The sequence below is a fragment of the Streptomyces glaucus genome (genome assembly GCF_039533365.1).
GTDB lineage: Bacteria > Actinomycetota > Actinomycetes > Streptomycetales > Streptomycetaceae > Streptomyces > Streptomyces glaucus.
This window is the reverse complement of the sequence record NZ_BAAATK010000052.1, coordinates 1-14401: the sequence shown is the minus strand read 5'-3', so window position 1 is coordinate 14401 and position 14401 is coordinate 1. Positions and strand designations below refer to the sequence as shown.

The 14401-nt window shown below is 74.5% G+C and carries 11 protein-coding genes; 3 read left to right on the top strand and 8 right to left on the bottom strand.

Annotated features, from left to right (window positions below):
* Window positions 1-461: 461 nt before the first annotated feature.
* On the top strand, window positions 462-1874 hold the full coding sequence (locus tag ABD363_RS27645) for an MFS transporter (protein ID WP_425578032.1): 1413 nt from the start codon (window positions 462-464) through the stop codon (window positions 1872-1874).
* On the top strand, window positions 1871-3094 hold the full coding sequence (locus tag ABD363_RS27640) for an FAD-dependent monooxygenase (RefSeq protein WP_344608329.1): 1224 nt from the start codon (window positions 1871-1873) through the stop codon (window positions 3092-3094). Before ABD363_RS27645 ends, ABD363_RS27640 begins: the two co-directional genes overlap by 4 nt.
* Here ABD363_RS27640 and ABD363_RS27635 read toward each other — a convergent pair whose 3' ends face one another.
* The 8 genes from ABD363_RS27635 to ABD363_RS27600 form a co-directional block, all read right to left on the bottom strand.
* Window positions 3095-3787 (bottom strand): response regulator transcription factor, encoded by a 693-nt coding sequence (locus tag ABD363_RS27635; RefSeq protein ID WP_344608327.1) that lies wholly within the window; start codon window positions 3785-3787, stop codon window positions 3095-3097. It abuts the gene before it with no gap.
* Window positions 3784-5103: a sensor histidine kinase gene (locus tag ABD363_RS27630; protein ID WP_344608325.1), complete on the bottom strand. Its 1320-nt coding sequence runs from the start codon at window positions 5101-5103 to the stop codon at window positions 3784-3786. The genes ABD363_RS27635 and ABD363_RS27630 overlap by 4 nt, the downstream gene beginning before the upstream one ends.
* A gap of 198 nt (window positions 5104-5301) precedes the next feature.
* Window positions 5302-7194 (bottom strand): DUF2264 domain-containing protein, encoded by a 1893-nt coding sequence (locus ABD363_RS27625; protein WP_344608323.1) that lies wholly within the window; start codon window positions 7192-7194, stop codon window positions 5302-5304.
* Window positions 7191-8222, bottom strand: a complete 1032-nt coding sequence (locus ABD363_RS27620; protein WP_344608321.1) for a hydroxyacid dehydrogenase — start codon at window positions 8220-8222, stop codon at window positions 7191-7193. Before ABD363_RS27620 ends, ABD363_RS27625 begins: the two co-directional genes overlap by 4 nt.
* The gene (locus ABD363_RS27615) at window positions 8219-9082 is read right to left on the bottom strand and encodes a carbohydrate ABC transporter permease (protein ID WP_344608319.1); all 864 of its coding nucleotides are present in this window, start codon (window positions 9080-9082) and stop codon (window positions 8219-8221) included. The genes ABD363_RS27620 and ABD363_RS27615 overlap by 4 nt, the downstream gene beginning before the upstream one ends.
* On the bottom strand, window positions 9079-10068 hold the full coding sequence (locus ABD363_RS27610) for a carbohydrate ABC transporter permease (protein WP_344608317.1): 990 nt from the start codon (window positions 10066-10068) through the stop codon (window positions 9079-9081). The genes ABD363_RS27615 and ABD363_RS27610 overlap by 4 nt, the downstream gene beginning before the upstream one ends.
* 25 nt (window positions 10069-10093) lie before the next feature.
* A complete protein-coding gene (locus ABD363_RS27605) occupies window positions 10094-11428 on the bottom strand; it encodes an ABC transporter substrate-binding protein (RefSeq protein ID WP_344608315.1) in 1335 nt (444 codons plus the stop codon).
* A gap of 120 nt (window positions 11429-11548) precedes the next feature.
* A complete protein-coding gene (locus ABD363_RS27600) occupies window positions 11549-12640 on the bottom strand; it encodes a substrate-binding domain-containing protein (RefSeq protein ID WP_344608380.1) in 1092 nt (363 codons plus the stop codon).
* Window positions 12641-13122: 482 nt separating this feature from the next.
* Between ABD363_RS27600 and ABD363_RS27595 the strand changes: the two genes are divergently transcribed.
* Window positions 13123-14286, top strand: coding sequence for a CPBP family intramembrane glutamic endopeptidase (locus ABD363_RS27595; RefSeq protein ID WP_344608313.1), 1164 nt, complete (start codon window positions 13123-13125; stop codon window positions 14284-14286).
* Window positions 14287-14401 lie beyond the last annotated feature (115 nt).

Genomic DNA, 14401 nt, shown 5'->3' with positions numbered 1-14401 from the left:
CGGGCCGCGCGGCGGACGCAGGCACCGGCGGCTCGGGGAGCGGGAAGGAACACCGTCCGGGCACGGTGCCGTGGTGCCGCACGGGCGGCGGGCGGCGGGCAGCGTCCTCGCCCCGGACATCGAAGCCGCCCGCGCCGGCCGGTTCACCGCGGCGTCCATGCGCCGGGTGTCGCACAGCACGAAGGCGCCGAGGACCGGGCCCGGGGAGCCGGTCCTCCGCGGACCCGGCCCGGCCGGGTTCTGCCCGCAGGGGCCCTCGCCGGCGTGCCGCCTGCGCGCGAGGCCCCCGGCCCGGCCTGTAGTGCGCAGGCACCAGGACGCGTGCGCGGCTGGTGCGGGAGCACCAGGGAAAGACGGTGACGGGAGACGATGCCCCGCCAGGGCGCCGGAGGGAACCGTGGGAGGCGCGCGCATCTCGCGCGTTCCCCCTGCCCGACGACGCCTGGAGTGATCGCTGAATGATGGAAAGAACGTCTCCCCCCGAAGCCGTGGTCTCCCCGGCCCGCACCGGGAGGCTGTGGATCGGTGCCCTCGGCGTCCTGGCGCTCGCCCTCGGCGCCCTGCAGTCCGTGGTGGAGCCCGCTCTGCCGCTGCTGCAACGCGAGCTGGGGGTCAGCCCCGCCGAAGGGGCCCTGGTCGGCAACGCGTTACTCGTCACCGGCGCGGTCATCGCCCCCGTCGCGGGCAAGCTCGGCGACCGTCACGGCGGGAAGCGGGTGCTGGTCCGGCTGATGGCCGTGGTCTCGGTGGGTGGCCTGCTGGCCGGCCTGGCGCCGAACCTGCCGATGCTGTTGCTCGGTCAGATATTGCAGGGCGCCATGGTGGGTGCGCTGCCCCTCTCCTTCATCCTGGTGCGCACCCATCTGGCCGCAGGGGCGTCACAGGCGGCGATCGGGCTGGTCGTCGCGCTGTTCACGGGCGGCGGCATCGTGGGAACGGTGCTGGCCGGGCCGATCGCCGAAGCACTGTCCTGGCAGTGGATGTTCACGCTGCCGACGCTCGCGGTCATCGCGGCGACGTCGGCGGTCGCGCTGCTGATGCCGCATGATCCGCCGGTCCGGTCGGCCCCGGGGATCGACTGGCCCGGCGCGGTTCTGCTCAGCGGCACGCTGCTCGCGTTCATGCTCGGGCTGGTGACGCTGACGGGGGACGGCGGCCTGCCGCCGCTCGCGGTCGGTGCCCTCGCGGTGGGCGTGGCCGCCCTCGCCACCGGATGGGTCGCCGTGGAGCGCCGGGCGGCCTCGCCGATGGTCGATCTCCGCATGCTGGCGAAGCCCGCGATGTGGCATGCGTGCGTGCTCACCCTCGTCATCACCACCGGTTACGGGATGGTGACCCTCCTGCTGCCGCAGTTGTTCGGGGTGTCCGCCGACGGGTACGGCTTCGGAGCCGGCACCACCGAGATCGGACTGCTCCTGCTGCCCGGCGTCCTCGCCGGGGCGGTCAGCGATTCGGTCGGCGGGATCGCGGCGCGGCGTTTCGGTCCGCGTGCCGTGGTCGTCGCGGGCGCCGTCGTCACGGCGGCCACGATGATCGCCCTGGCCGCGCTGCACAGCGCGGAATGGCAGCTCGCCCTCGCGAAGGCGCTGACCGCGTTCGCCGCCGGCGTCGGCACCACGGCGCTGCTCGCCGGCACCGCCACCGCCGTCGAGGCCAAGGATGTCGGCATCGCCACCGGCCTGCTCGTGGTGACGCGCGTGATCGGCGCCGCCCTGGGCGCCCAGGGCGCGGGCGCGATCCTCGTCGCCGGGGCCGATCCGACGACGGGCCGGCCGGCCGAATCGGCCTTCGTCACCGGGTTCGCCGTCGCCGGCCTCGTCGCCGCGCTGTCACTGCTCGTCGTCCGTGCCACGAGAAAAGGAGCCCGGGCATGACACCCACCGGTCCGTCGACGGACGTGACTGCCGGCACGAAGCGTGACGTGCTGATCTGCGGAGCCGGTATCGCCGGGCCCGCGCTGGCGTACTGGCTGCACCGGGCAGGATGCGCGGTCACCGTGGTGGAGAAGGCGGGATCGCCGCGCGACGGTGGCTACCCGATCGACGTCCGCGGCACCGCGACGGAGGTGGTCCGGCGGATGGGGATCCTGCCGCAGCTGCGGGAGGCGCACATCGATTCGCGCCGCTGCACCTTCCTCGACGCCGACGGCGGCACGGTGGCCTCGGTCGTCCCGCGCGTCGTCGCCGGCGCCGTCGAGGGACGGGACCTGGAGGTGCGTCGCGGGGATCTGGTCGCGATCCTCCACGCGGTGGTCCGCGACGACGTGGAATTCCTGTTCGGCGACTCCATCGACACCCTCGACCAGTCCGAACGAGGGGTCGACGTCGCCTTCCGCAGCGGGCGGCGGCGCACGTTCGACCTGGTGGTCGGCGCCGACGGCATGCACTCGGCCACCCGGACGTCCCTGTTCGGCCCCGAGGAACGGTTCCACCGCCCCCTCGGCCACTGCTTCGCCGTGTTCACCATGCCGAACACCTTCGGGCTCTCCCACGAACTGGTGCTGTGGAACACCCCGGGCAGGGCCGCGGCCCTCTACGCCGTCGGGGACGACGCCGAGCTGCACGCCTTGCTGGCCTTCCACCGGCCGCACCCGCCGGTCGACGCCCTCCGGGACCCGGGCGCCCAGCGGGACCTGGTCGCCCGGGTCTTCGCCGGCGCGGGATGGGAGGTCCCCGGCATGGTCGGCGCCCTGCGCGACGCGGACGACCTGTTCTTCGACACGGCCGGTCAGATCCGCATGCCCCACTGGTCCAGCGGCCGCGTCGCGCTCGTCGGCGACGCCGCGTACGCGCCCTCGTTCCTCACCGGACAAGGTTCCAGCCTGGCGCTGGTCGGCGCCTACATGCTCGCCCACGCCCTGGCCACGAACCGGGACCACACGGCCGCCTTCGCCGCCTACGAACGCGGCGTCCGCCCCTTCGTGGCCATGAACCAGGCACTGGTCGACAACGGCGCGGCCACGCTCCTCCCCCTCACGGCGCGGGCCCTGGAGCGACGCAACACCCTGCTGCGCGCCCTCGACACCATGCCCACCGCGCCGGCACGACCGGCCTATTCAGCCCTTGCGCTGCCCGGATCCGTCCCGATGCCGTGACTACGGCAGCCGGTCGGTGCCGCCGTCGGGGGCGGTGCGGGCCAGGCCCGTCCGGTAGGCGATGACGACGAGTTGCGCCCGGTCGCGGGCCCCCAGTTTCGTCATGGCGCGCTGCACATGGGCGCGGACGGTGAAGGGGCTGAGGGACAGCCGTTCGGCGATCTCCTGGTTGGACAGGCCGGTCGCGACCAGCGCCACCATCTCGCGTTCGCGCGGGGTGAGCACGGCGAGCTCTTCGGCACGGCGCGACGGGGCGTCCTCCGGGGTGGCCAGGAAACGGGCGACCAAGGAGCGGGTCGCGGCCGGGGACAGCAGGGTATCGCCGGCGGCGATCGTCCGCACGGCGTCCGCCAGGTCCTCGGCCCCGATGCCCTTGCCGACGAAGCCGCCGGCCCCCGCGCGCAGCGCCCGGGCGACGTACTCGTCGGTCTCGTACGTGGTGAGGATCAGGATGCGGCTGGCCCGCAGTTCCGGGTCGGCGCAGATCTCCGCCGTGGCGGTGAGGCCGTCCACCCCGGGCATCCGGATGTCCATGACCACCACGTCCGGGCGCAGTTCCCGGGTGAGCCGCACCGCCTCCCGGCCGTCGCCGGCCTCCCCGACCACGGTGATGTCGTCGGCGCTGTCGAGCAGCATCCGGAAGGCGCCGCGCAGCAGGGCCTGGTCGTCGGCGAGCAGCACCCGGAGCGTCACGGCGCATCCCCGGCCTCTCCGTCGCCGGTCCGTGCGTCGCCCGCCGCCGCGTCGGCCGTCCGTCCCCCGGTCGCTCCGTCGGCCGTCCGCGTCGTGTCCCCGGCGGGCGGGAGGGGCAGCTCGGCGGAGACGAGGAAGCCGCCCTCCGGGCGCCCGCCCGCGAAGAGGCGTCCCCCGACCGCGGTGGCACGCTCGCGCATTCCGATCAGACCGTGACCGGGCGGGCGGTCCGGGACCGGGGAGGCGCCGGGCCCCGTGGACGCGGACGGCGCCGTACGGGAGCCCTTCCCGTCGTCGGCGATCGTGATGGTCACGCGATCGTGGTTCCAGGCGAGGCGCACCCGGGCGCTGCCGGTGCCGGCGTGCTTGGTCACGTTGGTCAGGGCCTCCTGGACGATGCGGTAGGCGGTGAGGTCCACCCCGGGCGGCAGCGGTCTGGCCGTGCCCTCCTGATGCACCGACACCTCCAGTCCCGCGCGGCGGAAGGAGGCGAGGAGCGCGGGAAGCCGGGACAGTCCGGGCGCCGGTTCGGCGGGCGCGGCCGCGTCCCCGGACTGACGCAGCAGACCGACCGTGGCGCGCAGTTCGTCGAGCGCGTGGCCGGTGGTCTCGACGAGCTCCGTCAGGCTCTTGCGGGTCTGCTCCGGGCGGGTGTCGAGGAAGTGGGCGGCGACCGTGGCCTGCGCGTTGGCCAGGGTGATCTGATGGGCCACCAGGTCGTGCAGTTCCCGGGCGATGCGCACCCGTTCCTCGGCCACTCTCCGGCGGGCTTCGCTGTCCCGGCTCTCCTCGGCCCGCCGGGCCCGCTCCTCCACGGCCGCCAGGTAGGCCCGCCGGTTGCGCACCGAGTGCCCGAGCACGCCGGCCACCAGCGGGAAGGCCGCCACCACCGCCATCCTGCTCGCGTCCTTCCACGAGAAGTCCCCGGACAGGGGGGTGACGGCGCCCAGCGCCGCGGAGGCGAGCAACACCGCGCTCGCCGCGCGGCGTTCGGTGCGCGCGGCGAGCGCGTAGGAGTAGGCGGTGATCACGGCGGGGGCCACGACGAGCGGGGTCATCAGGAGGCCCAGGGGCGGCACCAGCACACCGACCGCGGTCGTGGCCGCCAGGGCGGCCAGGGGTGCCCGGTGCCGCACGGGCAGCAGGGCACAGGACACCACGGCGATGAAGCAGGCGGCGGCGGGCGGCGGCGACAGCGTGTCGTCGACCTGCATCATCCCGCCGAGCAGACAGAACGCGAGCGCCGTCGCCGTGACCGCCACCTCACGCCACCACGTGCCGCGCGGTCGCGCACCACCGCCACCCGTGTCCGTCATGGCCGGCTCAGCCCCGGCCGACGGGGAGCCGCTGCGTCGTCACGTCCGGTCCGGTCGCGAAGGCCGGTACGCGCCGGCGCAGTTCCTCGCTCTCGACATCGACATTCGGCAGCACACGGCTCAGGATACGGGGCAGCCGTCACTCCCCGCCGCGCCGCCGATGCGGGTGCGGCACTCCGGCGACACCGCCGGCCCCTGTCATGCGCCGTGCGTCACGCGCACCGTGTCGCCGAACGCCACCCGCGTGCGCGCCCCGTCCGCCCAGACCACCTCGACGGCCGCGTCCCCGGGCACGACCTCGGTGACGGCCTCGGCCAGCGGGCCGGGGCCCGGCGCGGCGGCGAGGACGGCCAGGCTGACGTGCAGGGAGGTCCCCGCCGCCGGGCCGGTGAGGCGGGGAACCAGGGCCCAGCGGGCATAGGCGGTGCCCTGCGGGGCGCGTACCGTCTCGGACGCGGTGTCCCAGCCGTGCAGCCCGTGCAGGCCGGAGACCAGGGGCTCGTCGGGGCCGGTGGCCCAGCCGGTCTGGACGACCCGGGCCCCGGGCGGCGCCCCGGTCACCCGGTGCACCCGCACCTCGTAGGGCCCCCGCGCCACCGTCACGCTCTCCACCCGCAGCCCCGGCACCATCGGGGGCCCGTCGGTGAAGACGGGCCGGTGCCAGGACGCCGCCCAGCCCCAGCCGTCGCCGTGCCCCGCCCCGAGCGGATGGACACGGCGCCGGACGCTGTGCCGGCCGGCCACCTCGACCGACAGATGGTTGTCCGCCACGTTCCGCGCGGCGGTCGGGCCGGTCCTGGTCGAGTAGGCCTGGCGGCCGTAGTGCGGATCGTCCTCGGCGGCGGACTCGCCCTCGTGGGGGCGCACGTGGTCGCTGCCGTGGTTGTGCAGCCGGACGATCCCGTCCTCCCGCGTCGCCTGCACCAGCAGCCCGGGCACGGGCAGTGCCAGCGTCCGGTCCTCCTCCTCCACCGGCGCGGGCTCCTCCGTGGCCGTCCACAGCGGATGGCCGGCGGGCGCCAGCAGGGAGACGAACGCCTTCGACGCCCAGTACGGGGAAGCCGGGCCCGAGTACGGCTGCAGCGTGGCCTCGTGCGGGCCGTGCCAGCCCAGGCTCAGCAGGCCGTCGTCCGTCAGCGCGCCGCGCTCGGTGAAGTAGCGCAGACTGCCGCTGGCCAGCCGGCGGGAGGCGCCCGGCGTCAGCGGGGTGTGCCCGGTCAGCGCGCCCAGGCTCACCGCGGCGGAGGCGGCGAAGCGGTACGTCAGGGACCGGCCGAAGTGCAGGGGCGCACCGTCGGCCCCGAACAGCAGGCCGAATCCGGCCAGATGGGCGCGCAGCCGGGCGCCGTACCGCTCCAGGGCCTCGGCGTCACCGGCGAGATGGGCGTCCAGCACCGGGTACAGGTGCAGCGCCCAGCCGTTGTAGTGGTCGAAGGCGCGTCCGTCCCCGTCGGCGTACCAGCCCTCGCCCCGGTACCAGCCCTCCAGCAGCTCCAGCGCCCGCCGCCGGGCCGCCGCCGTCTCGGCGTCGCCGCGGCCCACCGACTCCAGGAACCCGGCGACCGTGTAGGGGAACAGGTACCAGTTGTTGGGTGCGGGCGTGTGCCGGAGCGCCCCGCGCAGCCACGCCTCCGCCCGGTCCTTGACGCCCGCGTCGAGGTGGTCCCACAGCCAGGGCGCGGTCAGCCTGAGCCCCAGGGCGACCGACGCGGACTCCACCATCGGCTGGCCCTGCACGTCGTGGTCGAGGATCAGGGGCCAGGACTCGGTGTCGTCCCGCCCCGGGGAGCGGGTGCCCGAGGCGAGGCCGCGGGCGTAGCGGTCGAGCAGGCCGTGCGGATCGGCGCCGCCGGCGCCCGCCACCCGGAACGCCGCCGCGAGGAACGTCCGCGCGTACCCCTCCAGGCCGTCGGAGCGCACGCCCGACCGGGACGGCCGCCCGGGCAGGTCGAGCAGGGCGCAGCCGGGGGTGCTCCAGCGCCAGGCGGCGGCCAGCAGCCCGTCGGCCACCGCTTCCCAGTGGGCGCGGGTGTACCCGGTGTACGGGCTGGACACGCGGTCCTCGGCGGGCAGGTCGAAGGGGATGCTCATGCGAGGAAGGCCAGCCTTTCGCGTCGTACGGGATGGAGGAAGCCGGAGCCGGACGCCCACCGGGCGGTCTCGGCGAGCGCGAGGTCGGCCAGACGGCGCCACTCGTTGCCCTGGGAACCGGCGAGGTGAGGGGTGATCAGCGCGTTGTCGCACTCCCAGAGGGGGTGGTCCGGTGGCAGCACCTCGGGATCGGTCACGTCGAGGACCGCCCGGATGCGTCCCGCCAGGACGGCCTCGGTGAGCGCCTCCTGGTCGACGACCGCCCCCCGCGCGGTGTTGATCAGCACCGCGTCGTCCGGCATCGCGCGGATCAGGTCGCGGCTGACCAGACCGCGTGTCCGCGGCAGCAGCGGCGTGTGCACGCTGACGGTGTCGCAGCGCGCGAACAGCTCCGGCAGCCCGACGCGTTCGGCGCCCAGAGCGGCGGCTTCCGCGTCGTCGACGTACGGGTCGTACAGCAGGACGTCGAGGTCGTGCGGGCGCAGCAGTTCGATGACCCGGCGGCCGATCAGCGACGCGGACAGGATGCCGACGGTGCGGCGGTGGTTGCCGACGGTGCGCGGGGTGCGCAGCCAGTCGTCCCGCGACCTCGACGCGCGGTAGTCGCGGGCCCGTTCCAGGACCCGCTTGCCGGTGAGCAGAATCATGCCGAGCGTGTACTCCGCCACCGGCACGGCGTTGGCCGCGGCGGCGGAGGACACCTCGATGCCGCGCTCCCAGCAGGCGTCGGTGACATGCCCGCGAACACTGCCCGCGGTGTGGACGACCGCCCGCAGCCGGGGCGCCGCCCGCAGCACCTCCGCGTCCAGCGGCGGGCAGCCCCAGCCGGTGATCAGCAGGTCCACGTCGGCCAGTACGGACCGCGCGCGGGGCGTGGTCAGCTCGTCCAGCACCGGCGGCGGGGCGAGGTCGCAGACCGTGCGGAAAGCACGCAGCGTCTCGGGGTCGAGGACGGCCCCGGCGGCGTCCCGGGACATGGCCACGGCCGCCCGGGGACGGAAACCGGGGCCGGGGTCGCGGGGGGTCATTTGACGGCTCCGGCGGTCAGCCCGCTGCGCCAGAAACGCTGGAGCAGGACGAAGGCGAGGATGAGCGGGACGACGGCGAGCAGCGACCCCGTGATGACCACGGGGTAGTACTCCGGCGACACCGACGCGGCGCTGTTCCACTGGTACAGGCCGAGGCTGACGGGATACAGGCTCTGGTCGGACAGCATCACCATGGGCAGGAAGAAGTTGTTCCAGATGGCGGTGAGCTGGAAGAGGAACACGGTGACCAGGCCGGGCCCGAGCATCCGCAGCGCCACTCTGGCGTACGTGGTCAGCTCCCCCGCGCCGTCGACCCGCGCCGCCTCCAGCACCTCGTCGGGCACGTAACCCCGGGCGAAGATCCGGCCGAGGTAGACGCCGAACGGGTTGAACAGCACCGGGACGAACACCGCCCAGAAGGTGTTGACCAGGCCGGCCTCGGAGGCCATGAGGTACAGCGGCAGCGCGAGCACGGTCTGCGGCACCATCACCGCCGCCAGCACCAGGCCGAACAGCTTCTCCTTGTGGCGGAAGCGGTACTTGTCGAAGGCGTAGCCGCAGGCGACGCTCAGCAGGGCGCCGACCGCGGCGCCGAGCACCGCGTACAGCAGGCTGTTGACGTACCAGCGGCCGTACAGCCCGCCGTCCATGGCGAACAGGTCCCGCAGGTTCTGCGCGAAGGAGAAGCCGCCCGGCGACAGCAGGTCGCTGCGGAACAGCGCGTCCCGGTCCTTGGTGGCGGCGAGCACCAGCCACGCCACGGGCAGCAGCGTGTAGAGGACGAAGACCGCGACGACCGCGTTGACCGTCGTGACGCTCAGCAGCCTCGGCCGCCGCGGGGCGTTGCCGGCGGCGCTCATCGGGCCTCCTCGGCGGTGTCGGCGCGGCTGGTGAGGCGGGTCACGCCGTAGGACAGGGCGATGGTGCACACCAGCAGGACGACCGAGGCCGCCGCCGCCAGGCTGTAGTTGTTGCGGGTGAACGCCGCGTCGTGGATGTACATGCTCGGCGAGAACCGGGAGTTGATCATCGGTGAGGACTGGCTGAGCAGCATCGGCTCGGTGAACAGCTGCAGCGCCCAGATCAGCGTGAAGATCGACACCATCACGATGGAGGCGCGCACCAGCGGCGTCTTGACCTGGAGCGCGGTGCGCACCGGGCCCGCGCCGTCCACCACCGACGCCTCGATCACCTCGCGGGGCACGGCCTGCAGGGCGGCGTAGAAGACCACCATGTTGTAGCCGAGGTTGCTCCACAGGGCGATGTTCACGATGGACGGGACGACCGTGTGCACGCCGAGGAAGTCGACGGTGATGTCGGCCCGGGCGAACAGGTCGATCACCGGGCTGATGCCGGGCGTGTACAGGTACAGCCAGATCAGCGCCGCGATGATGCCGGGCACGGCGTGCGGCAGGAACAGGCCGAGCTGGGCGAGGGCACGCAGCCGGACCATGCCGGAGTCCAGCAGCAGGGCGAGAGCGAGCGCGCCGGCGACCATCAGGGGCAGGTAGACCAGGCAGTACAGGGCGACGGTGCCGAGGCCGCCGAGGAAGGTCGGATCGGTCAGCACGGCCGCGTAGGAGCGCAGGCCGACGAAGACGGTGCGCTCGGGGCCGAAGCCGAGGCCGGGCTGGTCGTCGCTGTGGAGACTGAGGTGGACGGCCGTGCCGACGGGGATCAGGAAGACGGTGAGCAGCAGGGCGAAGAACGGCGTCATGAGCACGGCGCAGGCGGTCAGCCGACGGCGCCGGGCGGCTCTGCGGGCCCGCAGGCCGGCCGGGGAGGGGGCCGGGGGAGCGGGGCACGACGTGCCGGCCGGCACCCGCCGGTGGGTGGTCGCGGTCATGGGGTGTCACCTGCCTTTCGACGGCTCAGGTGCTGTGCTGGGTGGTGGACAGGCCGAGGGCCTTGAGGTCGGGCATGGTGCCCTCCTGGGCCGCCCGCAGGGACTCGACGAGGGTGCCCTGACCGCCGCCGACACGGGCGAAGGAGTCCTGCATGACTTTCTGGGTGGCGCTCATCCGCGGCCCCCAGACCCAGCCCTCGCCGATCTTCTCGGCCTCCTGCTCGAACAGGGCGTAGATGTCCTGCCCGCCGTAGTACGACCGGTCGAACGCCTCGCGCCCGACGGGGACCAGGCCGGGCGTGGCCGGGTACTGGCTGCTGGTGCCGCTGGACAGGCGGGCACGCAGGGCGTCGGGGTGGGAGACCTGCCAGGCGATGAACTCCATCGCGGCCTCGGGATGGCGGCTGTCCTTGGTGACGGCGAAGGTGGAGCCGCCGTGCGTGCCGACGGCCGGGCGGCCGGGATCCCACTGCGGCAGCGGGGCGATCCGCCACCGGCCCTTCTGACCGGGCCGCGCGTTCATCTGCGCGCCGGCGTCCCAGGCGCCGCTGAGCCGGGTGAGCACCAGGCCGTTGCCGATCTGCGCGTCCGCCTGCCGGCTCTCCACGGCGTTCACGAACACCTCGTCCCGGTCGATCAGCCCCTGCCAGTAGTGCGCGACCTTGCGGGAGGGCGCGTCGGCGAGCGAGACGTTCCAGGCGCCGCGGACGGTGTCGAACCACCGGGCGCCGGCCTGCCAGGCGTAGGCCGCGAACTGGGTCATCCCGTCGGTCGGGAAGAGCACCAGCCGCCGGCCGGGCGCCTTGCGGCGCACCACGCGCGCCTGTTCGGCGAACTCGTCCCAGGTGCGCGGCACCGTGAGTCCGTAGCGCTCGAACAGGTCGGCCCGGTAGTGCATCACCATCGGCTCGACGTCGAGCGGCACGCTGAAGATCCGGCCCTCGAAGGTGGTCAGGCCGAGCGCCTGCGGCAGCAGGGCGCGGCGCAGGCCGTCGGGGACCAGATCGGTGATGTCCCGGGCCACACCGTCGATGGCGTACCCCGGGACCTGCGGATACTCGATCGTGGCGATGTCGGGGGCGTTGCCGGCCCGGGCCGCGTTGCTGAGCTTGGCGTAGCCGCCCTGCCCGCCGGAGGGGATCTGCTGGAAGTCGACCTGGATGCGGTCGTGGGTGCGGTTGAACGCGTCGACCACCTCCTGGCTGCCGCGCAGGGCGGACCAGAAGGTGATGCGCGTGGTTCTGCTCCTGCTGCCACGCGACCGGCCGTCACGTCCGGCGCTGCAGGCGCTCACGGCTCCTGACAGCGGTACGGCGGCCATCGCGGCGAGCACGGATCGACGGCTGCGTCGACCGGGCATGGCGCCTCCCGGGGCTCCTGCGTGTCGTCCTCGACACGGCTCTTCGGGACAGGGGAATCCTGAACTCCCGGGAACAAGCGGTCAATAGATCAATCAGAAGAAAATGAAACGATCAAACGATCACGCGGACGGCGTGCTCGTCGAACCCCGCACCGTCAGGCGCGGCAGCAACTCCACCCGCCGGACGGGCCGGCCGCCCGGCGCACCGGACAGCCGCTGCAGCAGCAGCTCCGCGGCCACCCGCCCCACCTCGGCCTTCGGCGGGGAGACGGCGGTCAGCGGCGGCGCGCCGAGACCGGCCACCACGTCGTCGTAGGCCACCACCGAGCAGTCCTGCGGGACCCGCACCCCCTCGTCCGCCAGCCGCTGGACGATCATCAGGGCGTCCACGTCGCCGTGCAGCACCATCGCGGTCGCGCCCACCTCGCGCAACAGCGCCGGCAGCTGGGCGGTCTCGTCCGCGGCGTACGGGCCCCCGGCCCCGGCCTCCGGCGCGCTCAGCGCCCACGCCCACCGCTCCACCAGCGGATGCCCCCCGGCGATCCCGGTGAAGGCGGTGCGCAACGAGCGCGCGGTGGGACTGTCGTCGCGCGTCGCGAACACCAGGCGCCGATGACCGAGGCCCACCAGGTGCTCGACGGCCAGATGCGCGCCGTACCAGTGGTCCGAGCACACGGAGTCCAGGGCCTGCGCCGCGCTGCCGCGCCGCGGGCGGCGCTCCATCAGCACCGTCGGTACCGTCAGCTCGGCGAGCCAGCCTTCGTCGGCCTCCTCGTCGGCCCGGCTGCGCCACCGCGGGGCGAGCAGCAGCCCGCGCGCCCCGTCGGCGAGCGCCCGCTCCACCAGCGGCCGTTCGGCGCCGGGCACCTGCGGAGCGATGTGCAGGGCGATGCGCAGCCCGGCCTCCTCCAGCACCGTGCGGGCGCCGTGCAGGGTCTCGGTCAGATACGAGTGCCGCTCCGGGACCACCACGGCCACCCGGTCGCCGGGCGCGGCGCCGGCCCGGGCGGGCACCTCCTCGGCGGGCAGCGTCGAACGGACGACGCCGTGACCGCGGCGCAGCCGCCCCGCACGGGTCAGCTCCTCCACGTCCCGGCGCACGGTCACCACCGAGACCTGCAGCTCCTCGGCGAGATCACGTACCCGTGCGGTGCCGCGTGCCTGCACCGCGGCCAGAATCCGCTGACGCCTGAGATCGACCGGCTCCCGCATCGAGCCTCCCACCCGAGAATGTTCGTTTGAACGATAAGCGTCATCCTATCGATCGTCCGGATGGCGGGATCACGGGCCGGGACCGGCGGCCCGGGGCGATCCGCTCGAAGCCCCTGGGCCCGGCGTGCGGAGCCGTCCGGTACGCAGTCGCGATCATGATCGGCGCAGGGGCGACGAGCGCCGGCTGCCCGGCGGCCGGCCCGCCCCCTTCCCGTCCCTGAGGCGTCGTCACCCGGATCGAGGCGGCGGCGCCGGGACGGACTCGGACGCGCCTCGCCGACAGCGCCACGCAGGCCCGGCCGCTCCCGGGGGAGTCCCGCCCATCATCGCGAAGCGGCGCGCCGGGGCGACGTCCGGCCGTCCCGCCGATGTCGAACGCCCCTTCCGCCCGGGAACCGGGCGGCGTCTGCAACCGAAGAGGGAGACGGCATTCCTGCCGATGGTGGACGTCCCACGCGGACGATGACGAGATGCTGTCGGACATGACCACACCTGCTCCCTCACCGTCCCTCCCGTACCACCGGCTGGCCCGCCTCACCGGCCGCCACCGGTGGTGGCGGCCGCTGCCGGGCCTGCTGCTGGTGCTCGGCGGCTGGATACTCGGCGTCGGCCTCGTCGACACCGTCACCTACGCCGTCGGCAAGGCATCGGGCCGGCCGGAACTGCCCGACGGCTCGGTGGACTTCGGCCCGCTGCCCACCACCGCGCTGGAACTGTCGTACATCGCCTTCCTGCTGCCCCTGGTCCTGCTGGCCGTACGCTGGACGGAGCGCAGACCGGCCGGCAGCGTCTCGTCGGTGGCCGGCCGACTGCGCTGGGGCTGGCTGGCGCGCTGCCTGGCGGTCGCGGTACCGGCGGTCTCGCTGCTGGCCCTGGCGTCGGTGTCGCTGCCCGGCGGTGACCCCGAGTCCTCGGCACCGGCCGAGTGGGTCGGTCTGCCGGCGTTCCTCGTCTCACTGGCCGTGCTGGCGGTGTTCGTGCCGTTCCAGGCGGCCGCGGAGGAGTACGCGTTCCGGGGCTGGCTGCTGCAGGCGGTGGGCGGTTTCCTGCGCTCGCCGTGGTGCGCGATGCTGCCGCAGGCGGCGCTGTTCGCCGCCGCGCACGGCTGGGGCACCCCGTGGGGCTTCGCCGACCTGCTGGTGTTCGGCCTGGTGGCGGGGTGGCTGACCGTCCGCACCGGAGGGCTCGAAGCCGCGGTCGCCCTGCACGTGCTCAACAACCTGATGGGCTTCGGAGTCGCCGCCGCGGTCGTCGACGGACTCTCCTCGGACGAGACCGCCGCCGACCTGCCCTGGCAGCTCGCCCTCGTCGACACGGCGATGATCCTGCTCTACGCCGCCGCGGTGCTGTGGCTCGCGCGCCGCAACCCCCCGCAGCGCCTCGCCGCCCCCGCGCCCGTGACGCCCGCCCCGGCGTTCGCGGCCCACCCGTTCGCCGCCTACGCCCCGCCGCAGTACCCGGCGCCGGCCGCGTACCCCGCCCCGCCGCAGTACCCGGCACCCGTCGCGTACCCCGCCGGGCCGTACACGCCGCCGCCGACCGGAACGTACGGCACCGCGCCCGCACCGTCACCGGATGACGGGTCCGCCGCACCGGTCGAGCACCCGCCCGCCCACCCTCGGGACGCCTGGCGCCCGCCGCGGTGACCCGCGGCGGCCGAGGAGCCGTGGTCCGGCCCGGCGGCGTCGACGCGGGCCGTCGTCCCCGGCCGCCCGGGGCCGCGGGTGAGCGACGGCGCGCAGACACCCGCCGTCGTGCGGC